The following is a 17,339-nucleotide window of genomic DNA, read 5'->3' as shown; positions in this document are numbered from 1 at the left end:
CCCTTTCGGACCTGCCCGAGCCGCGCTTTGCGGCTCCTCGGGGCCCGACTACCGCGTCGCGACGCGGCGGACGACGTCGGCGATCAGCGCGCCGATGCGTGCCTCATTCTCGAAGTGCATCCGCACATCGAACACCTTGGTGCGGGCGCGCAGCGCGGCGAGATCGCCGTCCTGGCGCGCCAGCCGGACGTAGTCCTTGCTCGTCGTGATCAGGTCCAGCTTGTCCGCATCGGCGCGAGCGATGAGCCTGCGCGCATCCTCAGCCGTATAGGCGTGGTGATCGGGAAAGCCCTTCACATCGGTGAGCGGCACGCCGGCCGCGTCGAGCGTGTTGAAGAACTTCTCCGGCCGGCCGATGCCGGCGAAGGCGAGGAAGGAGCGCGGGCCCCAGACCCGCAGCGCCGCCGGCTCCAGCTTCGCCTTCAGTACCACCTTGCCGGCGCGCGACACCCGCCGCACCATGCGGTCGCCCGGCTTGCCGTCGCCAACCACGATGACGGCGTCGGTGCGCACGATCTGCGTCCGGAGCGGCGCGCGCAGCGGCCCGGCCGGAAAGACGCGGCCATTGCCGACGCCGGCGGCGCCGTCGACGACGATCAGCGACAGGTCCTTGCGCAGCGACGGGTTCTGGAAGCCGTCATCCATGATGATCAGGTCGACGCCCTGGCTCGCGAGCAGCGGTAGCGCAGCCGGCCGGTCGGGCGAGACCACGACAGGCCCGGCCTCGGCCAGAAGCAGCGCCTCGTCGCCGACGCGGGCAGCGTCGTGCTGGTCGGGATCGACCACCAGCGGCTCGCGCGTGGTGCCGCCATAGCCGCGGGTCAGGAAGCCGGGATGGAGCCCCTGCGCGCGGGCAATCCGCGCCAGCGCCAGCGCCGTCGGCGTCTTGCCGGCGCCGCCGACGACGTAGTTGCCGACACAGATGACGGGCACGGCGGCGGTCGCCTTCGGCTTCTGCCGCATGCGGCGCCCGGCAACCCAGCCATAGAGGCCGGCGACCGGCGCGAGCAGAAGCGCCGGCACCGAAAGCCGCTGCAGCGACCAGAAGTGCGGCGGCCGGATCATCGCGGCCGCCCCGTCCGGCCGGTGGCAGCGGGCGGCTCGCGGTCCTGCAGCCGGGCGGCGATCGCCAATGGCTCCAGATAGGGCACCAGCGCCCGCATCGTGGCGTCAAGCGCGCCGGTGAAGGGCGCCAGCGCCTCGGCAGCCTTGGTGGCGCGCCGGCGCATGGCGTTGGGATCTGCGAACAGGTCGTCGAGCACCTTGGCGAGTTGCTCGGAGCTGCGGATCACCTCGGCGCGGCCGGTTCGGTCGAGCGCGGCGTAGATGTCGGTGGCGTTGTGGACATGCGGCCCGTGCAGGATCGCGACATTCAACTGCGCGGCCTCGATCGGATTATGGCCGCCGACCGGCACCAGCGTGCCGCCGATGAAGGCGATCGGCGCGATCCGGTAGAAAATGCCGAGCTCGCCCAGCGTGTCGGCGAGATAGATGTCGGTAGCGGCGGAGATCGGCTCGCCGGCGCTGCGCAACGCGACGTCGAAGCCCTTGGCGACGAGCTGGTCACGGATCGCCGGGCCGCGCACGGGATGGCGCGGCACGAGGATGGTGAGCAGCTCCGGCCGCCGATGGCGCAGCACACGATGCGCAGCCGCGATGACCTCCTCCTCACCCTCATGCGTCGACGAAGCGAGGAAGACCGCCCTGCCCTCGACCGCGCCGCGCACCGTCTCGACCATTTCAGGCGTCGCATGCGGCGGCGGCACGTCGAATTTCAGATTGCCGGTGACGCGGACCCGGCGCACACCGAGGGCCGAGAGGCGTTCGCCGTCGCCCTCGCTCTGCGCCAGCGACATCGTCACCTTGCCGAACAGGCCGCTTTTTCCGGCTTCGATCCTGGCCCAGCGCCTGAACGAGCGCTCGGACATGCGGGCGTTGACGAAGATGTGCGGGATGTCGCGGGCGACGAGGCAATCCATCTTTGTCGGCCATATCTCGGATTCGACCGAAATGGCGAGATCCGGCTTCCAGTGATCGAGGAAGCGGTTGACGAAGGGGGCGATGTCGACCGGCGCGTATTGGTGGAAGGCGCCGCGCGGCAGGCGATGCGCCGCCACGGCAGCGCTCGTCACCGTGATCGTGGTGAACAGGACGTTGACGCCCTCCTCCACGATGCGGCGTACCAGCGGCAGCACGGCGTTGGTCTCGCCGACGCTGGCGGCGTGGATCCAGACCAGCGCCCCGGCCGGCCGGTTCAGAGTACCACGGCCATAGCGCTCGTGACGACGCGCGCGATCTTCCTTGCCCTTGGTCGTGCGGTAGGCGAGCAGCAGCGGCACCAGCGGCAAAGCGGCGTAACCGGCCAGACGATAGGCGGTTAGCGCGGCTCCCCGGCGCTCAGACATGCGACCTGCCGACTCGCTGATAGGCCCGTTCGGTGACGCGGTTCAGTTCGTTCTCGAGCTCCTGTCGCTTCTGCTCGATGACATCGTCATCGGCATCCGCCGGCACATAGATCGGCACGCCGAAGACGCAGATGCCCTTGCTGAAGGGCAGATTGACCGTGGTGCGGTCCCAGTTCTTGATGACGAAATGGCGGCTAGTGGCGACCGCGACCGGTACGATCGGCCGGCCGGAGGCGCGTGCCAACATGACGATGCCCGGCCCGGCGCGGCGCGATTTCTGGTTGGAGAGGTCAGCCGTCATGGCGACGGTCGCCCCCTGGGCGAGCGCCGCCTTCATCTCGAGGAAGCCGCGCAGGCCCCCCTTCTCGATCACGCGCGAGGCGGAACGCGCCGCCGAGGCGCGCACCGTGCCGAGGCCGAGGCTTTCGGCGGCAATGGCGTTGATCTCGCCATCGCGGTGCTTCGAAATCATGACTCGGACGTCATGGCCCTCGCGGCGGATGAACGGCACCATCAGGTGCTGGCCGTGCCACATGGCGACGATGCCCGGCAGCAGATGGCCGAAGAACTCGTAGGGATCGCTCGGCTCGAATTCGAGCGTGCTGGTGCGGCGGACGAAGCGCAGATAGGCGGCAGCCGTCCGCCCGGCCAGCCGCGTGACCTGATCCGACGTGCCAATCCGCTTGAGAAGGCTGGGGCGCTTGGCGCGCCTCTTGGCCTGGGAATTCGCCAAAATACGTTCTATCCCTTCCAACCGACGCGCAGGCGGCGGTTCCATGTTCCGCCAGCCGCGCCGTGGCGCAGAGGCGCTTCCTTAGCCCCCCGTCGCCTCGGGATCGAGCAGCCGGTGCAGGTGCACGATGAAATAGCGCGTCTGGGCGCTGTCGACCGAGCTCTGCGCGGCCTGCTTCCAGGCGTCATAGGCGGTCTTGTAGTTGGGATAGATCCCGACGATGTCGAGCTTGGACAGGTCGGAGAATTCCATCGCCCCCACCGAGCTCAGCTCGCCACCGAATACCAGGTGCAGCAGCTGCTTGTCCGAACCAGTCATATGCCGACGTCTCCTTGTCCAAACCGATGATGCGCGCCTAGGACGCGCCATGTCCCGAGGCCTGCGCGGCCTCGGCTTCAGCGATGATGGCCGTGGCCGCCGAAGCGAGCCCGGGCGTCGAGGCGATCAGGGCCGGATGGCGCGGCGTCGCGCCGTTGAAACGAAGCGGCGCGCCCTCGAGATCGCGCAGCGTTCCGCCTGCTTCCTGCACCAAAAGGTCCACTGCCGCAAGATCCCAATCATAGGCGCCGGGACGCGCCGTGGCGACGTCCACGCGGCCGCAGGCGACCAGCGCGAAGCGATAGGCGAGCGAGGGCGTGAAGCGGCGCTCGGCCGCGTCCATGCCATGCGCCGCCATGGCGCGCAAATGGCGCGCGGGCCCGGCGATACGGGCCCCTTCGAGCGCCGTGCGGCCGCTGACGCGGATCGCCTCGCCATTGAGGCTGGCGCCCTCCCCCGCCGTCGCCGCGAACAATTCGTCGCGGGCCGGCACGAACAGGACAGCGGCGACCGACGCGCCATCCTCGACCAGCGCGACGGAAACGCACCAGTCGCGATTGCCCTCGATAAAGCCACGCGTGCCGTCGATCGGATCGACGACGAACAGGCGGCGACGGCCCAGCCGGTCCGGCGTGTCGGCGCTTTCCTCCGACAGCCAGCCATAGTCCGGCCGCGCCGCCGTCAGCGTCGCGTGCAGCGCATGGTTGGCGGCGAGATCGGCCTCGGTGACGGGAGAATTGGCGCCCTTGATCCACACCTTCGGATCGCGGCCGAAATAGCCGAGCGCGATCCGCCCCGCCTCCTGCGCCGCCTCGACCAACAGCGCCAGATCGGCGGCCCTGTCCGCCACCGCCTCAGCGCCCGGCAATCATCATGCCCTCGATCGCGACGGTCGGCGAATTGAAGGCGTAGCGGTATTCGAGGTCGTTGGCGACGACGAGCCGACGGAACATTTCGCGCATGTTGCCGGCGATGGTGATCTCGCTCACCGCTTCGGCCAGCTTGCCGCCGCGGATGCGATAGCCGCTGGCGCCGCGGCTGTAGTCGCCGGTCACGCCATTGGCGCCATGGCCGATCAGCTCGGTGACATACAGCCCCTCGCCGATGTCGGCGATCAGCTGTTCCGGAGTCCTCTCGCCCGGCAAAAGCGTCAGGTTGGTGGCGCTCGGATGCGGATTGCTGCCGCCGCCGACGGCGCGGCCATTGGTTTCGAGCCCGAGCTCGCGCGCCGTGCCGCTGTCGAGGAACCAGCGCTGCAACACACCGTCGGTGACGAGATCGAACGCCTCGGCGGCGACGCCCTCGCCGTCGAACGGGCGCGAGGCGAGCCCGCGCACGCGCAGCGGATCGTCGGTGATGCGAATGCCGGGCGCGAACACCGCCTCGCCAAGCGCCTTCTGCAGGAAGCTCGACTTGCGGGCGATCGAGCTGCCATTGACGGCGCCGGAGAGATGGCCGAGCAGGCTGACGGCGACGCGCGGATCGTAGACGACGGTGGCCGGGCCGGTCGGCATCTGGGCCGGGTTCAACCGCCGCACGGCGCGCTCGGCCGCCCTGCGGCCGATCTCGGCCGGGTCCGGCAGGTCACCCGCATGGATCTTCGAGACACTGTCATAGTCGCGCTCCATGCCGGTGCCTTCACCGGCGATGGCGGTGGCCGAGACGCCGTGGCGCGAGCCCATATAGGCGCCGGAAAAGCCATGAGAGGTCACCAGCACGGCGCCGGAAAGCGACCATCCGGCCGAGGTGCCGCCCGACTTGGCGATGCCGGGCACGGCCAGCGCCGCCTGTTCGGCCCGCATCGCGCGGTCGATCAGATCCTCAGAGGACGGCGCGACGGGATCGAGCAGGTCGAGCTCGGGGAAGCTGCGCGCCAGCCGGTCGACAGGCGCCAGCCCGGCGAAGCGGTCCTCCGGCGCGACCTTCGCCATGGCGACGGCGCGGACCGCCAGCTCGTCGGCAGGCGACAGGCCGTTGGTGGAGACGCTGGCATGGCGGCCGCCGACAAAGACGCGGAGCGCCAACTCGTCGCCCTCCGAGCGGCTCGTCTCCTCGACGGCGCCGTTGCGGATATCGACGGAAAGGCCGACCCGCCGGAAGGCGACGGCGTCGGCGGCATCCGCGCCGGCCCGCTTCGCGGCCTCGACGAGCTCGGCGGCGGTTTCAACGAGGCGGGACTGATCAGGCAGCGCGGTCATGGCTCTTCTCCGTTGCTCCCTTTAGTAGGGATGGAAGGCGGGGCGGACAACCCCGGCGACGACGTGTCGCCGCCTGCGCGCACGGGCAATTCGCGGCGCCGCAACCTTCGCCGCGCGGTCGCCCCCAGGAGAGACTGCCCAATCGCTTCGCAGGCCCCTCTCGCGCCTTGCGCCGCAGCAGTGGACGCTCCATCGTGGCGCCGTTTGCAGCACATAGCCGAGGCGCCTTCATGTCGGTCGATACCCAGGGAACCGATCTCGTCCAGTTGGTGGCGCTTCTCGGCGCCGCCGTGATCGCGGTGCCCATCTCCAAGCGGCTCGGCCTCGGCACGGTGCTCGGCTATCTCGCCGCCGGCCTGGTCATCGGTCCCTACGGATTGCGGCTCTTCACCGACCCGCAGGCGATCCTGCATGTCGCCGAGCTCGGCGTCGTGCTGTTCCTGTTCATCATCGGCCTCGAGATGCGGCCATCGCGGCTCTGGAGCCTGCGCGGCGAGATCTTCGGCCTCGGCCTCGCCCAGGTCATCGCCTGCGGCGCGCTGCTGACCGGCCTCGGCATCGCCGCCGGCTTCGCGCCGGCCGTCGCCTTCATCGCCGGCATGGGCTTCGTGCTGTCGTCGACGGCGATCGTCATGCAGATCCTGGAGGAGCGCGGCGACACGGCGACGCCGGCCGGACAGCGCGTCATCTCGATCCTGCTGCTCGAAGACCTCGCCATCGTGCCGCTGCTGGCGATCGTCGCCCTGCTCGGCTCGCACGGCTCGACCGGCGAGGAGCATTCGCGCTGGCTGTCGATCCTGATCGCGGTCGGCTCGCTCGCCGCCCTGATCGCCGCCGGGCGCTGGCTGCTCAACCCGATGTTCCGCATCCTCGCCAACGTGCAGGCGCGCGAGGTGATGACGGCGGCGGCGCTGCTCGTCGTGCTCGGCGCCGCGCTCGCCATGCAGGTCGGCGGCCTGTCGATGGCGATGGGCGCCTTCCTCGCCGGCGTGCTGCTGTCGGAATCGAGCTTCCGCCACCAGCTCGAAGCCGACATCGAGCCGTTCCGCGGCATCCTGCTCGGTCTGTTCTTCCTCAGCGTCGGCATGTCGCTCGACCTCGGCGTCATCGCGCGGCACTGGCAGACGATCCTGCTCGCAGTCATCGCCTACATGGCGCTGAAATCGCTCGGCATCTATGTCGTCGCCCGGCTCCTGAAGGCGGACCATGCCGAGGCGATGACCCGCGCCGCGCTGCTGGCGCAGGGCGGCGAGTTCGCCTTCGTCCTCTATGCGGCGGCGGCCGGGGCCGGCATCTTCACCGGCGAGGTCAACGCCATGCTGACCGCCACCATCATCCTCTCCATGGCGCTGACGCCGCTGGTCGTGCTGTCGCTGAAATGGCTGCTGCCGCCGCCGACGCCCGAGCAGCTCGACGAGGATTTCGACGGCGCCGGCGGCCGCGTGCTGATGATCGGCTTCGGTCGCTTCGGCCAGATCTCGGCGCAGTTCCTGCTCGCCGAGGGCGTCGACGTGACGGCGATCGATTCGGACGCCGAGATGATCCGCGCGGCCTCGCGCTTCGGTTTCAAGGTCTATTTCGGCGACGGCACCCGTCTCGACGTGCTGCGCGCCGCCGGCATCGAGCGCTCGCAGATCGTCGCCATCTGCACCGACAAGCAGGAGGTGACGGACAGGATCGTCGAACTGATCCAGTCCGAGTTCCCCTTCGTGCAGCTCTATGTCCGCTCCTATGACCGCGGCCATACGCTGCGGCTGCTGAAGAAGGGCGTGAACTACCAGATGCGCGAGACACTCGAATCGGCCTTCACCTTCGGCGCCGCCGCGCTGGAAGGCCTCGGCGTCGCGCCGGAGCGGATCGCCGACATCGCCGAGAACCTGCGCACACGAGACGCCGCGCGGCTCGCGGCGCAGCAGGCGGGCGGCCTGCTCTCGGCTGGCCGCGACATGTTCGTGACCAAGCCCTTCAAGCCCGAGCCCGAGCCGCTCACCGTTCCGAAGCGCGAATCGCGGGCGCTCAACAAGGAAGCCGAGTCGGCGACGGCCGAGCCGGCGGACTGAGCCGCCCGCTTCTCGGGAATGCAAAAGGGCCGGGAGTTTCCCCGGCCCTTTCCATTTTTCACTCAGCTCTCGCCCTCCACGAGGAAGTGGCGATGTCGCATACGCTGGATCAGCTCTCGTGCGGGCCGACCCGGACCATCAGCTCGGTGCCGGTGGTGAAGTATTTCTGCGACGCGCGCTGAACGTCCTCCAGCGTCACCGCGTCGACGAGGCCGTTGCGCTTGTCGATGTAATCCATGCCGAGATCGTCCAGCTGGATCGCCAGCAACTGGCGGGCGATCTTCGACGACGAGTCAAAGCGCAGCGCATAGGAGCCGATCAGGAAGCTCTTGGCCTTGGCAAGTTCCTCGGCCGTAGGGCCGTCCTTGGCCAGGCGCGCCATCTCGCTCCGGATCAGCGCCGCCGTCTCGTCGGCGCGGTCCGCGCGTGTCGCCGTGCTGCCGGCGAGGCCGGCCGAATGGCGGAAGGGAAGCAGCGTCGTGCCGACCGAGTAGGCCAGGCCCCGGCGCTCGCGCACCTCGCCATAGAGACGCGACGAGAAGGTGCCACCGCCCAGAATGTGATTGGCGACGAAGGCGGCCATGAAGTCGGGATCGTTGCGGCGCGGGCCGGGACCGCCGAAGGTGATGACCGTCTGCGGATTGGGCATGTCGATGTCGACCTTGCCGCTATGCGGCACGATATCGGGGATCTCGGCCAGCTTTCCCGTGGCGGGCAGCGGACCGAAGACCTGGTCGAGCATGGCGCCGACCGCCTTCGGATCGATGGCGCCGACAACGGCGACCTTCAGGTGGTCGCGCGCGAACACCCGCTCGCGATAGGTCTCGAGGTCCTTCGCCGTGATGGCGGCGATGCTTTCGACCGTGCCCTCCGGCGGCTGGCCATAGGGGTGGCCCGGATAAGCTGTCTCGCGGATGGCGGCCGAAGCGACCGAGTTCGGGTCCTTCTTCGCCTCGTTGATGCTGATGGTGATCTGCGAACGGATGCGCTCGATCGGCTCGCTGTCGAAACGCGGCTTCTGCACCGCGTCGGCCAGCATCGAAAAGGCCTCGTCCTTGTTCTCGGCCAGCGTCTTCAACGTGCCGAAGAAGTCGTCGCGGCCCGCGTCGAACGACATGCCGATCGAAAGCTCGTCGAGCTTCGCCTGGAAGGTCTTGCTGTCCATGCCGCCGGCGCCCTCGTCGAGCATGCCCGAGAGCATGTTGGCGAGGCCGGGCCTGTCGGCCGGGTCCTGGGCGATGCCGCCGGCAAAGGCGAAGTTCACCGCCACGATCGGCACGGCATAGTCTTCGACCAGCCAGGCCTCGATGCCGCCGGGGCTGACGACGCGCTGGACTTCCATCGCGTAGCCGGCCGGCGCGAACGCAACGAGACCGACGATGGCGAGGCCGAAACACGCCAGAAGATTCTTCTTCATGCTAATTCCTCAGTCGGTCAGCTGCGGCTTTCAGCCGGCGCAGGCAAAAGGGAACCCGTTACGGAACGGCGCTTGTCGAGATATTTGGCGGCGACCTGCGAGACATCGGAGAGCGTCACCGCATCGATCCGGCGCGCCCAATCCTGCACGTCGGAAAGCGACTGGCCGGAAATCATGGCCGTGCCGAAGATGCGGGCGAGCGAAGCCTGGCTGTCCTGGCTGTAGATGGTCGATGCGCGGGTGCGCTTCTTGGCCAGCGCCAGTTCCTCGGCGGTGATGCCGTGCTCGCGGACGTCGTTCAGGACCGCTTCCACGGCGCCGCTCAGCTTGTCCAGCGTGACGTCGCCGCGCGGCGTCGCGTAGAAGCCGAGCCGGCCATAGTCGAGGCCGTCGCCCGAATAATAGGAGCCTGCGCCGCCGGCGATGCCCTGCTCGACGACGAGGGCGCGATAGAGGCGGCTGGTCGGCCCGCTGCCGATGACGTCGGCGAGGATGTCCAGCGCCTCGGCCTCGCCCGGCTTGCCGGAATTATAGGAGGGCGCGAGATAGATCTGGTTCCAGGACGGCTGGCTCACACGCTGGTCGCGCAGCACGAGCGAGCGCTCGGCCAGCGGCTCCGGCTCCTTCGGCCGGTGACGCTCGCCCGGCTCGGACCGGCGCGGCAGCTTGCCATAGGTATCCTCGGCGAGCTTCCTGACCTCGTCCGCCGTGACGTCGCCGGCGACAACCAGGAGGGCGTTGTTCGGCGTGTAGTAGCGCTGGTACTGGGAGATCGCGTCTTCGCGCGTCAGCCCGGCCATCTCATGCGCCCAGCCGATGACGGGAATGCCATAGCGGTGGTTCTGGTAGAGTGCGGCGTCCATCGCTTCGCTGAGCTGCGCGCCCGGATCATTGTCCGTGCGCATGCGGCGCTCCTCGAGGATCACGTCGCGCTCCGGCAGCACGACCGCGTCGGTCAGCTGCAGCCCTTCCATGCGATCGGCCTCGAAGCCCATCACCATGCCGAGCTGTTCCTTCGCGACCGTCTGGTAGTAGGCGGTGGCGTCGGCCGTCGTGAAGGCATTCTCGACGCCGCCCACATCGGAGACCCTGGCGGAGAACTCGCCGGCCGGATGATTCTTGGTGCCCTTGAACATGAGGTGTTCGAGGAAATGGGCGATGCCGGACTTGCCGGCCGGATCATCCGCCGCGCCGATCTTGTACCACACCATGTGGGTGACGATCGGGGAGCGATGATCGGGGATCACCACGACATTCATGCCGTTCGCAAGCTGGAACGTGCTGGCGTCGGGGGCGATGCGCGGAAGCTGGCTGGCTTCGGCGCTGAGCTCTGCCCGGACCGGCGTTGCGGGCTTTTCTTCCGCAAAGGCCGGGGCGGCTGCCATGCTGATCGCGACAGCGATGAACAGGGCGGCTGGACGGCGCTTGCGCGCTGCCAGCCTCGACTGGAGAATAGAGGCCATTGACCCTCGATTTGCTCGGCGTGTTGCTCGGCGTGCCACTCGAGGCTTCGGCTTAGAAAGCCGCTGTGGCCAGATTGAGACAATATTGTCGCAATCAACCATTAAATTTCAGAAAGACAAGCTGACTATCACCGGCCTGACGGGTCTCGATCCGCTCGAGCCCCGGAATTTCGCCGATTTCGGCCTTGGCTTCCTCTTCCAGCACGACGATCGCGCCCGGCGCCAGCCAGCCGCCCTCGACGGCCGAGGCGAGTGCCGCCTCGCCGAGCCCCTTGCCATAGGGCGGGTCGGCGAAGACGAGCTGGAACGGCTCGACCGTTCCGGCGGGTCCGAGCTTGGTCGCGTCGCGGCGCAGCAGCTTGGTCCGCCCGGTCAGCCCGAGCGCCTCGATATTGGCGCGGATCAGGCCGCGCCCCTCGACGCCTTCCTCGACGAAGATGGCGTAGCGCGCGCCGCGCGAGATCGCCTCGAGGCCCAGCGCGCCGGTGCCGGCGAAGAGATCGAGCACGCGCGCATCGGCGACGATGTCGTCATAGGCATGGGCGAGCACGTTGAAGAGACTTTCGCGCAGCCTATCGGCCGTCGGCCGTATCGTCTGCGTACGCGGCGCCGCCAGATTGCGGCCCCGAAACTCACCGGCGACGATCCGCACGACCCGTTCCACCCGTCCTGCTGCCTGAACCACCCGGACGCCCGCCGCCCGAAGGCCGGCCGCCCGGTCTGCCGCCGCCACGCGGCTTGTCGCCATCGGGGTTGCGGCCCGTCACCGGGCGCTTGTCGAAGGAGCGACCCGGCTTCGAGCCGCCGCGCCCGCCCTTCGGCTTGTCGCCGTCAGGATTGCGTCCGGTGACCGGCCGCGCGTTGCGGAGGCTGCCCTCGAAACGCCTGCCATCCTGGAACTCGCGCTTCTCGCCAGCCTCGGCAAACTCACCACGGCCCCTGCCCCGGGCGGCGCCGCGATGGGAGGTGCGGCCCGGCGCTGCCGATTCGGCCGAACGTTCGCCACGGCCACGACCACCTTCGCCACGCGGCGTGCGACCTTCAGCCGGGCGTTCGTCACGACCGCGATTGGCCTCGCGACGCGCCTCCGAAATCGGGCGGCCACCCCGGCGGTTGCCTTCGCCACGTCCTTCGGCCGGGCGCTCATCGCGACCACGGCGCGCCTCGGAGATCGGACGACCGCTGCGGCGGCCGCCGGTCTCGGCTTCCTCGGCCTCGTCGCGGCGGCGCGTCGGCCGCTCGCCGGTCGGCTTCACCTGCGCCAGCGGCTTGATCGGGCCGCGATGGATGGTGCGGCCGCCGGACTTGCGGTTGCTGCGGCGGGCGGCTTCCTCTTCCTCGCGGAGCGGCGCGTCGAAATCGGCGCCGGATTCCTTCGCCAGCTTCTCGCCGAGCTGGTCGCGCAGAACGCGGCCCTTGATCTCGACGGCTTCGCCCTCGGCGAGGTCGCCGAGCTGGAACGGACCATAGGAGACGCGGATCAGGCGGTTCACGTCGAGGCCGATGCTCGACAGAACCTTCTTCACCTCGCGGTTCTTGCCCTCGCGCAGCCCGATCGTCGCCCAGACGTTGGAGCCCTGGATGCGGTCGAGCGTGCCCTCGATGGCGCCATACATGACGCCGTCGATCTCGACACCGTCCTTCAGCTTGTCGAGGTCGGGCTGCAGGATGTCGCCCCAGGCGCGGACGCGGTAGCGCCGCATCCAGCCGGTCGATGGCAGTTCCAGCACGCGGGCGAGGCCGCCGTCATTGGTGAGGAGCAGCAGGCCCTCGGTGTTGATGTCGAGCCGGCCGACCGCGATCACGCGCGGCAGATGCGCCGGCAGCGAATCGAACACGGTCGGGCGACCTTCGGGATCATGCGCCGTCGTCACCAGGCCGCGCGGCTTGTGGTAGAGCCAGAGCCGCGTGCGCTCGCGGGTCGGCAGCGGCTGGTCGTCGACCGTGACGCGGTCGTTCGGACCGACATTGACGGCGGGACTGGTCAGGACGCGGCCATTGATGGCGACGCGTCCTTCCTGGATCAATCGTTCAGCATCCCGGCGCGAGCAGAGGCCGGCGCGCGCCAATACCTTGGCGATGCGATCGTGCTCTGCGTCGTCTTGCGCGGCGCTGTCCTTCGTGCGTTTCTGCGGCGGCTTCATCTATCCATCCTTGAAACGGTTCCTTAGAGCATTTTGCGGCCGGGTGGATACGGCTTCGTGCAAACAAAATGCGACATCTCAAAAATGGCAGGCCAATTCGAGCGATGCGAGCGGAGATGACAGGCGCCGGCCCCTCCTTCATGGACCTCGCCCTCGCCGAGGCGCGCAAGGCGGCCGAGCGCGGCGAGGTGCCGATCGGCGCGGTGATCGTGCGCGACGGAGTGGTGCTGGCGGCCGACGGCAACCGCACGCTGGAACTCAACGATCCGACCGCCCATGCCGAGACGCTGGCGATCCGCACCGCCTGCGCGGCGCTGCAATCGCAGCGCCTGCCCGATTGCGATCTCTACGTGACGCTGGAGCCCTGCCCGATGTGCGCGGCGGCGATCTCGTTCGCCCGCATCCGCCGGCTCTACTACGCCGCCGCCGACCCGAAGGGCGGCGCGGTCGAGAGCGGCGTCCGCTTCTACAGCCAGCCGACCTGCCACCACGCTCCCGACGTCTATGGCGGCATCGCCGAAACGACGGCGGCCGAAATGCTGCGTGAATTTTTCAGGGACCGGCGCTAGCGCGGCTTCCTAGGCGGCCGAGCTGCCGCGGTGATCGACGGCTTCGGCGCGCGCCTCGGCATGGCGGCTGCAGATGACGCGCAGAAGCGACGCGAAATTGCCGATCTCGCCGCGCAACTCGACGACCTCGTCATGCAGCGTCGACAGGAAGCGGGCCGTCGGCATCTTCTGGCTCGCGGCGATCTCGTCGAGCATCGACCAGAACATGGCCTCGAGCCGGATGCTGGTGACGACGCCGGCGATGCGGACGGACCGCGTCACCGGCGCGAACAAGGCAGGATCGGTCGAAGCGAAGATATGACACACGGCGCGCCCTCCCCAGGGATCGCGCGCCGCGTCGATCAGGCGTGGCTGATCGTGGTGCCGAGACGCGCGAGAAACTGTGCCATCCATGTCGGGTGGGCGGGCCAGGCCGGCGCGGTGACGAAGATATCGTCGGTGATCGCGTCGTGGATGGCAATATCGGCGTGTCGGCCACCGGCGAGACGCACTTCCGGCGCGCAGGCGGGATAGGACGAAATGGTGCGGCCGCGAATGACGTCGGCGGCGGCGAGCACCTGCGCCCCGTGGCAGACGGCGGCGATCGGCTTGCCGGCGGCGGCGAAGGCCTTGACCAGGGCGATCACGCCGTCGTCGAGGCGCAGATATTCCGGCGCCCGGCCGCCCGGAATGACGAGCGCGTCGTAGTCCGCCTCCTTCACCGACGCGAAGTCGGTGGTCAGCGCGAAATTGTGGCCGCGCTTCTCGGAATAGGTCTGGTCGCCCTCGAAATCATGGATGGCGGTCGCGACCTTGCCATTGGCGGGCTTGCCCGGACAGGCAGCCTCGACCTGATGCCCCACCGCGGCGAGCAGCTGGAACGGCACCATCACTTCATAGTCCTCGACATAGTCGCCGACGAGGAAAAGGATCTTCTTGGCCATAGACGGGTCTCCTCCACGCGTTCCCAGGCCGACAAAATGTAGCCGGCCGGAAAGACGAACAGGTAACACCCCCATACTACCGCACCCGCAGGAGCCAGTCAGGGCGAAGGCCAAAACGAAAAGGGCGCGGCTTGCGCCGCGCCCTTCCGTAGACGTGAGGACAGGACCTCTTAGAAGTCCATGCCGCCGTCCAAAGCCGGCTGTTGCCGGCTTTGGCAATCATTCGCTTTGGGCGAATGGACTTCTTAGAAGTCCATGCCGCCCATGCCGCCGCCCGGAGGCATAGCGGGCATGCCGGCGTCCTTCTTCGGACGGTCGGCGATGAGCGCCTCGGTGGTGACGATCAGGCTCGACACCGAAGCGGCGTCCTGCAAAGCGGTACGGACGACCTTGGTCGGGTCGATGATGCCCGCCGCGACCAGATCAACGAAGCTCTCCGACTGGGCGTCGAAGCCGAAGGTCTCGCCCTTGCCTTCCAGAACCTTGGAGACGACGATCGAACCCTCGACGCCGGCGTTCTCCGAGATCTGACGGATCGGGGCTTCCAGAGCGCGGAGCACGATCTTGATGCCAGCCTCGACGTCGGCGTTGTCGCTCTTCAGCTTCTCGACGGCCTTCTTGGCGCGCAGGAGAGCCGTGCCGCCGCCCGGGACGATGCCTTCTTCGACGGCAGCGCGGGTTGCGTTCAGCGCGTCGTCGACGCGGTCCTTGCGCTCCTTGACTTCGACTTCCGTCGCACCGCCGACGCGGATGACCGCGACGCCGCCTGCGAGCTTGGCGAGACGCTCCTGGAGCTTCTCCTTGTCGTAGTCCGAGGTGGTCTCTTCGATCTGAGCCTTGATCTGGTTGACGCGGGCTTCGATCTCTTTCTTCTTGCCGGAGCCGTCAACGATGGTCGTGTTCTCCTTGGAGATCGTGACCTTCTTGGCGCGGCCGAGCTGGGCCAGCGTGACGTTCTCGAGCTTGATGCCGAGGTCTTCCGAGATCACCTGGCCGGCGGTGAGGACGGCGATGTCCTCGAGCATGGCCTTGCGGCGGTCACCGAAGCCCGGAGCCTTGACGGCCGCGACCTTGAGGCCGCCACGGAGCTTGTTGACGACGAGCGTGGCCAGAGCCTCGCCTTCGACGTCTTCCGAGATGATCAGGAGCGGCTTGCCCGACTGGACGACGGCTTCCAGGACCGGAAGGATCGCCTGCAGGTTGCCGAGCTTCTTCTCGTGCAGGAGGATGTAGGGGTCGTCGAGCTCAGCCACCATCTTCTCGGAGTTGGTGACGAAGTACGGCGACAGGTAGCCGCGGTCGAACTGCATGCCTTCGACGACTTCGAGCTCGGTCTCGGCGGTCTTGGCTTCCTCGACGGTGATGACACCCTCGTTGCCGACCTTCTGCATCGCCGAAGCGATCATCTGGCCGATTTCCTTCTCGCCATTGGCGGAGATGGTGCCAACCTGAGCGACTTCCTCGGAGGTCTTGATCTTCTTCGAGCGCTTCTCGAGATCCTTGACGGCCTCGACGACGGCGAGATCGATGCCGCGCTTCAGGTCCATCGGGTTCATGCCGGCCGCAACGGCCTTGGCGCCTTCCTTGACGATCGCCTGGGCGAGAACCGTCGCGGTGGTGGTGCCGTCGCCAGCGATGTCGTTGGTCTTGGAAGCGACTTCACGAACCAGCTGGGCGCCGAGGTTCTCGAAACGATCCTCGAGCTCGATCTCCTTGGCGACGGTGACGCCGTCCTTGGTGATGCGCGGGGCGCCGAACGACTTCTCGATGACGACGTTGCGGCCCTTCGGGCCGAGGGTCACCTTGACGGCGTTGGCGAGGATGTCCACGCCGCGCAGCATCTTCTCGCGCGCGTCGGCGGAGAACTTTACGTCTTTAGCAGCCATTGAATAGCTCCGTTCCAGGTTATGGCGAACAAGGGAAAATCACGTCTGGGGGCGAGCCCCCGCGCGACTTACTTGCCGGCCTTGCCAGTGATTACGCCGAGGATGTCCGACTCCTTCATGATGAGGAGCTCTTCACCGTCGATCTTGACTTCCGTGCCGGACCACTTGCCGAACAGGATGCGATCACCGGCCTTGACGTCGAGAGCGACCAGCTTGCCAGCGTCGTCACGCGCGCCGGGGCCGACAGCGACGACTTCGCCTTCCTGCGGCTTTTCCTTGACGGTGTCGGGGATGATGATGCCGCCGGCGGTCTTCTCTTCCGACGCAACGCGACGGACGACGACGCGGTCATGCAGAGGACGGAATGCCATGTTTGTTCTCTCCTCGCGTGCAGGGCGATCCGGTCGGACCACCCGCCAAAATGGATGCGTTGGCACTCACCGAGGGCGAGTGCTAGCAGCCGCACGGATCTAGGAGCCGGGTGCCGGGATGTCAAGGAGACCGCATCGCCGGTCGCGACAGATTTTTTTCTGCCCGCGTCTTCCGGCCTGGATCGGCCGGTCCGGTCGAGACGCCGGCCTCAGGCCCATTCCGGGCTGGGCGTCTCGCGGCCGAGCGCATCGACCGCCTGCTCGAGCCGCTGCACGAAGCCTTCGCCCGCGCCGGTCATCGGCTCGCCGATCACCACATCGCAGAAGAATGGGACAGGAAGATGAACGCCCTTCGGCAAAACCTTGCCGAAGCCGCGCAGGAAGACCGGCAGCACGGGAATGTCGGGACGCCGGCGCGCGATATGGGCGACGCCGCGCTTGAACGCCTGCCGCATCTCCGGCTCGCCGCGGGATCCCTCGGGGAAGAAGATCAGGATGTCACCGGCGTCGAGCGCCGCCAGCGCATCGGCCAGGGGATCGACGCCGCCGCGGCCGCTCGAGCGCTCGATCGGCAGGATGCCGATCAGGTCGACCGCGAACCATTTCAGCAGCCGGTTCTTCAGAAAATAGTCCGCCGCCGCCACGGCGCGGACCCGGCGCAGCATGCCGAGCGGAAACAGCGACATCAGCGCCAGCGTGTCGAGATGGCTGTTGTGGTTGGCGGCGATGATCACCGGCCCGTCCTTGGGCAGGCGCGCGCGATGGCGCACCGAAAGTCCGATCGCCACCAGAAGGAACGGCCGCACCAGGAGCGCGAAGAAGGCGAGACGCAGGCAATCGCGGGCGGTCATC

17 protein-coding genes are annotated in these 17,339 nt (G+C 68.1%); 2 read left to right on the top strand and 15 right to left on the bottom strand.

The features are described from left to right. Positions 1 to 48 precede the first annotated feature (48 nt). The 6 genes from lpxK to WFK98_RS03530 form a co-directional block, all read right to left on the bottom strand. Positions 49 to 1,065, bottom strand: a complete 1,017-nt coding sequence (lpxK, locus tag WFK98_RS03555) for a tetraacyldisaccharide 4'-kinase (RefSeq protein ID WP_336799301.1) — start codon at positions 1,063 to 1,065, stop codon at positions 49 to 51. After that, positions 1,062 to 2,405: a 3-deoxy-D-manno-octulosonic acid transferase gene (locus WFK98_RS03550; protein ID WP_336799300.1), complete on the bottom strand. Its 1,344-nt coding sequence runs from the start codon at positions 2,403 to 2,405 to the stop codon at positions 1,062 to 1,064. Before WFK98_RS03550 ends, lpxK begins: the two co-directional genes overlap by 4 nt. Beyond that, entirely contained in the window at positions 2,398 to 3,138 is a 741-nt protein-coding gene (locus tag WFK98_RS03545) for a lysophospholipid acyltransferase family protein (RefSeq protein ID WP_336799299.1), read from the bottom strand. The genes WFK98_RS03550 and WFK98_RS03545 overlap by 8 nt, the downstream gene beginning before the upstream one ends. Before the next feature lie 81 nt (positions 3,139 to 3,219). Next, positions 3,220 to 3,456 (bottom strand): DUF4170 domain-containing protein, encoded by a 237-nt coding sequence (locus WFK98_RS03540; protein ID WP_336799298.1) that lies wholly within the window; start codon positions 3,454 to 3,456, stop codon positions 3,220 to 3,222. 37 nt (positions 3,457 to 3,493) lie between these two features. After that, entirely contained in the window at positions 3,494 to 4,306 is an 813-nt protein-coding gene (locus WFK98_RS03535; protein ID WP_336799297.1) for a 3'(2'),5'-bisphosphate nucleotidase CysQ, read from the bottom strand. Between the two features lie 4 nt (positions 4,307 to 4,310). Then, positions 4,311 to 5,654, bottom strand: coding sequence for a TldD/PmbA family protein (locus WFK98_RS03530; protein ID WP_266339763.1), 1,344 nt, complete (start codon positions 5,652 to 5,654; stop codon positions 4,311 to 4,313). Positions 5,655 to 5,884: 230 nt separating this feature from the next. On the opposite strand from WFK98_RS03530, the gene WFK98_RS03525 reads away from it, so the two are divergent. Then, positions 5,885 to 7,714: a monovalent cation:proton antiporter-2 (CPA2) family protein gene (locus WFK98_RS03525; protein ID WP_336799296.1), complete on the top strand. Its 1,830-nt coding sequence runs from the start codon at positions 5,885 to 5,887 to the stop codon at positions 7,712 to 7,714. Positions 7,715 to 7,823: 109 nt separating this feature from the next. On the opposite strand, the gene WFK98_RS03520 is transcribed toward WFK98_RS03525, so the two are convergent. The 4 genes from WFK98_RS03520 to WFK98_RS03505 form a co-directional block, all read right to left on the bottom strand. Continuing rightward, positions 7,824 to 9,131, bottom strand: a complete 1,308-nt coding sequence (locus WFK98_RS03520; protein ID WP_266339761.1) for a M16 family metallopeptidase — start codon at positions 9,129 to 9,131, stop codon at positions 7,824 to 7,826. 17 nt (positions 9,132 to 9,148) lie between these two features. Further along, positions 9,149 to 10,594: a M16 family metallopeptidase gene (locus WFK98_RS03515; protein WP_266339760.1), complete on the bottom strand. Its 1,446-nt coding sequence runs from the start codon at positions 10,592 to 10,594 to the stop codon at positions 9,149 to 9,151. A gap of 94 nt (positions 10,595 to 10,688) precedes the next feature. Next, complete coding sequence (gene rsmD / locus WFK98_RS03510; protein ID WP_336799295.1) at positions 10,689 to 11,246, bottom strand: 16S rRNA (guanine(966)-N(2))-methyltransferase RsmD; 558 nt, start codon at positions 11,244 to 11,246, stop codon at positions 10,689 to 10,691. Further along, positions 11,227 to 12,738, bottom strand: a complete 1,512-nt coding sequence (locus tag WFK98_RS03505) for a pseudouridine synthase (RefSeq protein ID WP_336799294.1) — start codon at positions 12,736 to 12,738, stop codon at positions 11,227 to 11,229. Before WFK98_RS03505 ends, rsmD begins: the two co-directional genes overlap by 20 nt. Before the next feature lie 116 nt (positions 12,739 to 12,854). On the opposite strand from WFK98_RS03505, the gene WFK98_RS03500 reads away from it, so the two are divergent. Continuing rightward, positions 12,855 to 13,307 carry a nucleoside deaminase gene (locus WFK98_RS03500; RefSeq protein ID WP_336799293.1) on the top strand — a complete coding sequence of 151 codons (453 nt, stop codon included), beginning with the start codon at positions 12,855 to 12,857 and terminating at the stop codon, positions 13,305 to 13,307. A 9-nt stretch (positions 13,308 to 13,316) separates the two neighbouring features. Here the strand turns inward: WFK98_RS03500 and WFK98_RS03495 are convergent, their stop codons facing one another. The 5 genes from WFK98_RS03495 to WFK98_RS03475 all read right to left on the bottom strand — a co-directional run bounded on the left by WFK98_RS03495 (position 13,317) and on the right by WFK98_RS03475 (position 17,338). Then, a complete protein-coding gene (locus WFK98_RS03495; RefSeq protein ID WP_266339756.1) occupies positions 13,317 to 13,613 on the bottom strand; it encodes a ribbon-helix-helix domain-containing protein in 297 nt (98 codons plus the stop codon). A 35-nt stretch (positions 13,614 to 13,648) separates the two neighbouring features. After that, positions 13,649 to 14,230, bottom strand: coding sequence for a DJ-1/PfpI family protein (locus tag WFK98_RS03490; protein WP_266339755.1), 582 nt, complete (start codon positions 14,228 to 14,230; stop codon positions 13,649 to 13,651). A 245-nt stretch (positions 14,231 to 14,475) separates the two neighbouring features. Continuing rightward, entirely contained in the window at positions 14,476 to 16,116 is a 1,641-nt protein-coding gene (groL, locus tag WFK98_RS03485) for a chaperonin GroEL (RefSeq protein ID WP_266339754.1), read from the bottom strand. Positions 16,117 to 16,184: 68 nt separating this feature from the next. After that, complete coding sequence (gene groES / locus WFK98_RS03480; protein ID WP_266339753.1) at positions 16,185 to 16,487, bottom strand: co-chaperone GroES; 303 nt, start codon at positions 16,485 to 16,487, stop codon at positions 16,185 to 16,187. Positions 16,488 to 16,696: 209 nt separating this feature from the next. Continuing rightward, complete coding sequence (locus WFK98_RS03475) at positions 16,697 to 17,338, bottom strand: lysophospholipid acyltransferase family protein (RefSeq protein WP_336799292.1); 642 nt, start codon at positions 17,336 to 17,338, stop codon at positions 16,697 to 16,699. Position 17,339 lies beyond the last annotated feature (1 nt).

Source organism: Kaistia sp. MMO-174, assembly GCF_037147815.1.
In the GTDB taxonomy this organism is placed as follows: domain Bacteria; phylum Pseudomonadota; class Alphaproteobacteria; order Rhizobiales; family Kaistiaceae; genus Kaistia; species Kaistia nematophila.
The sequence above is the reverse complement of the archived record's forward strand: the minus strand, read 5'-3'. Positions and strand labels throughout refer to the sequence as shown.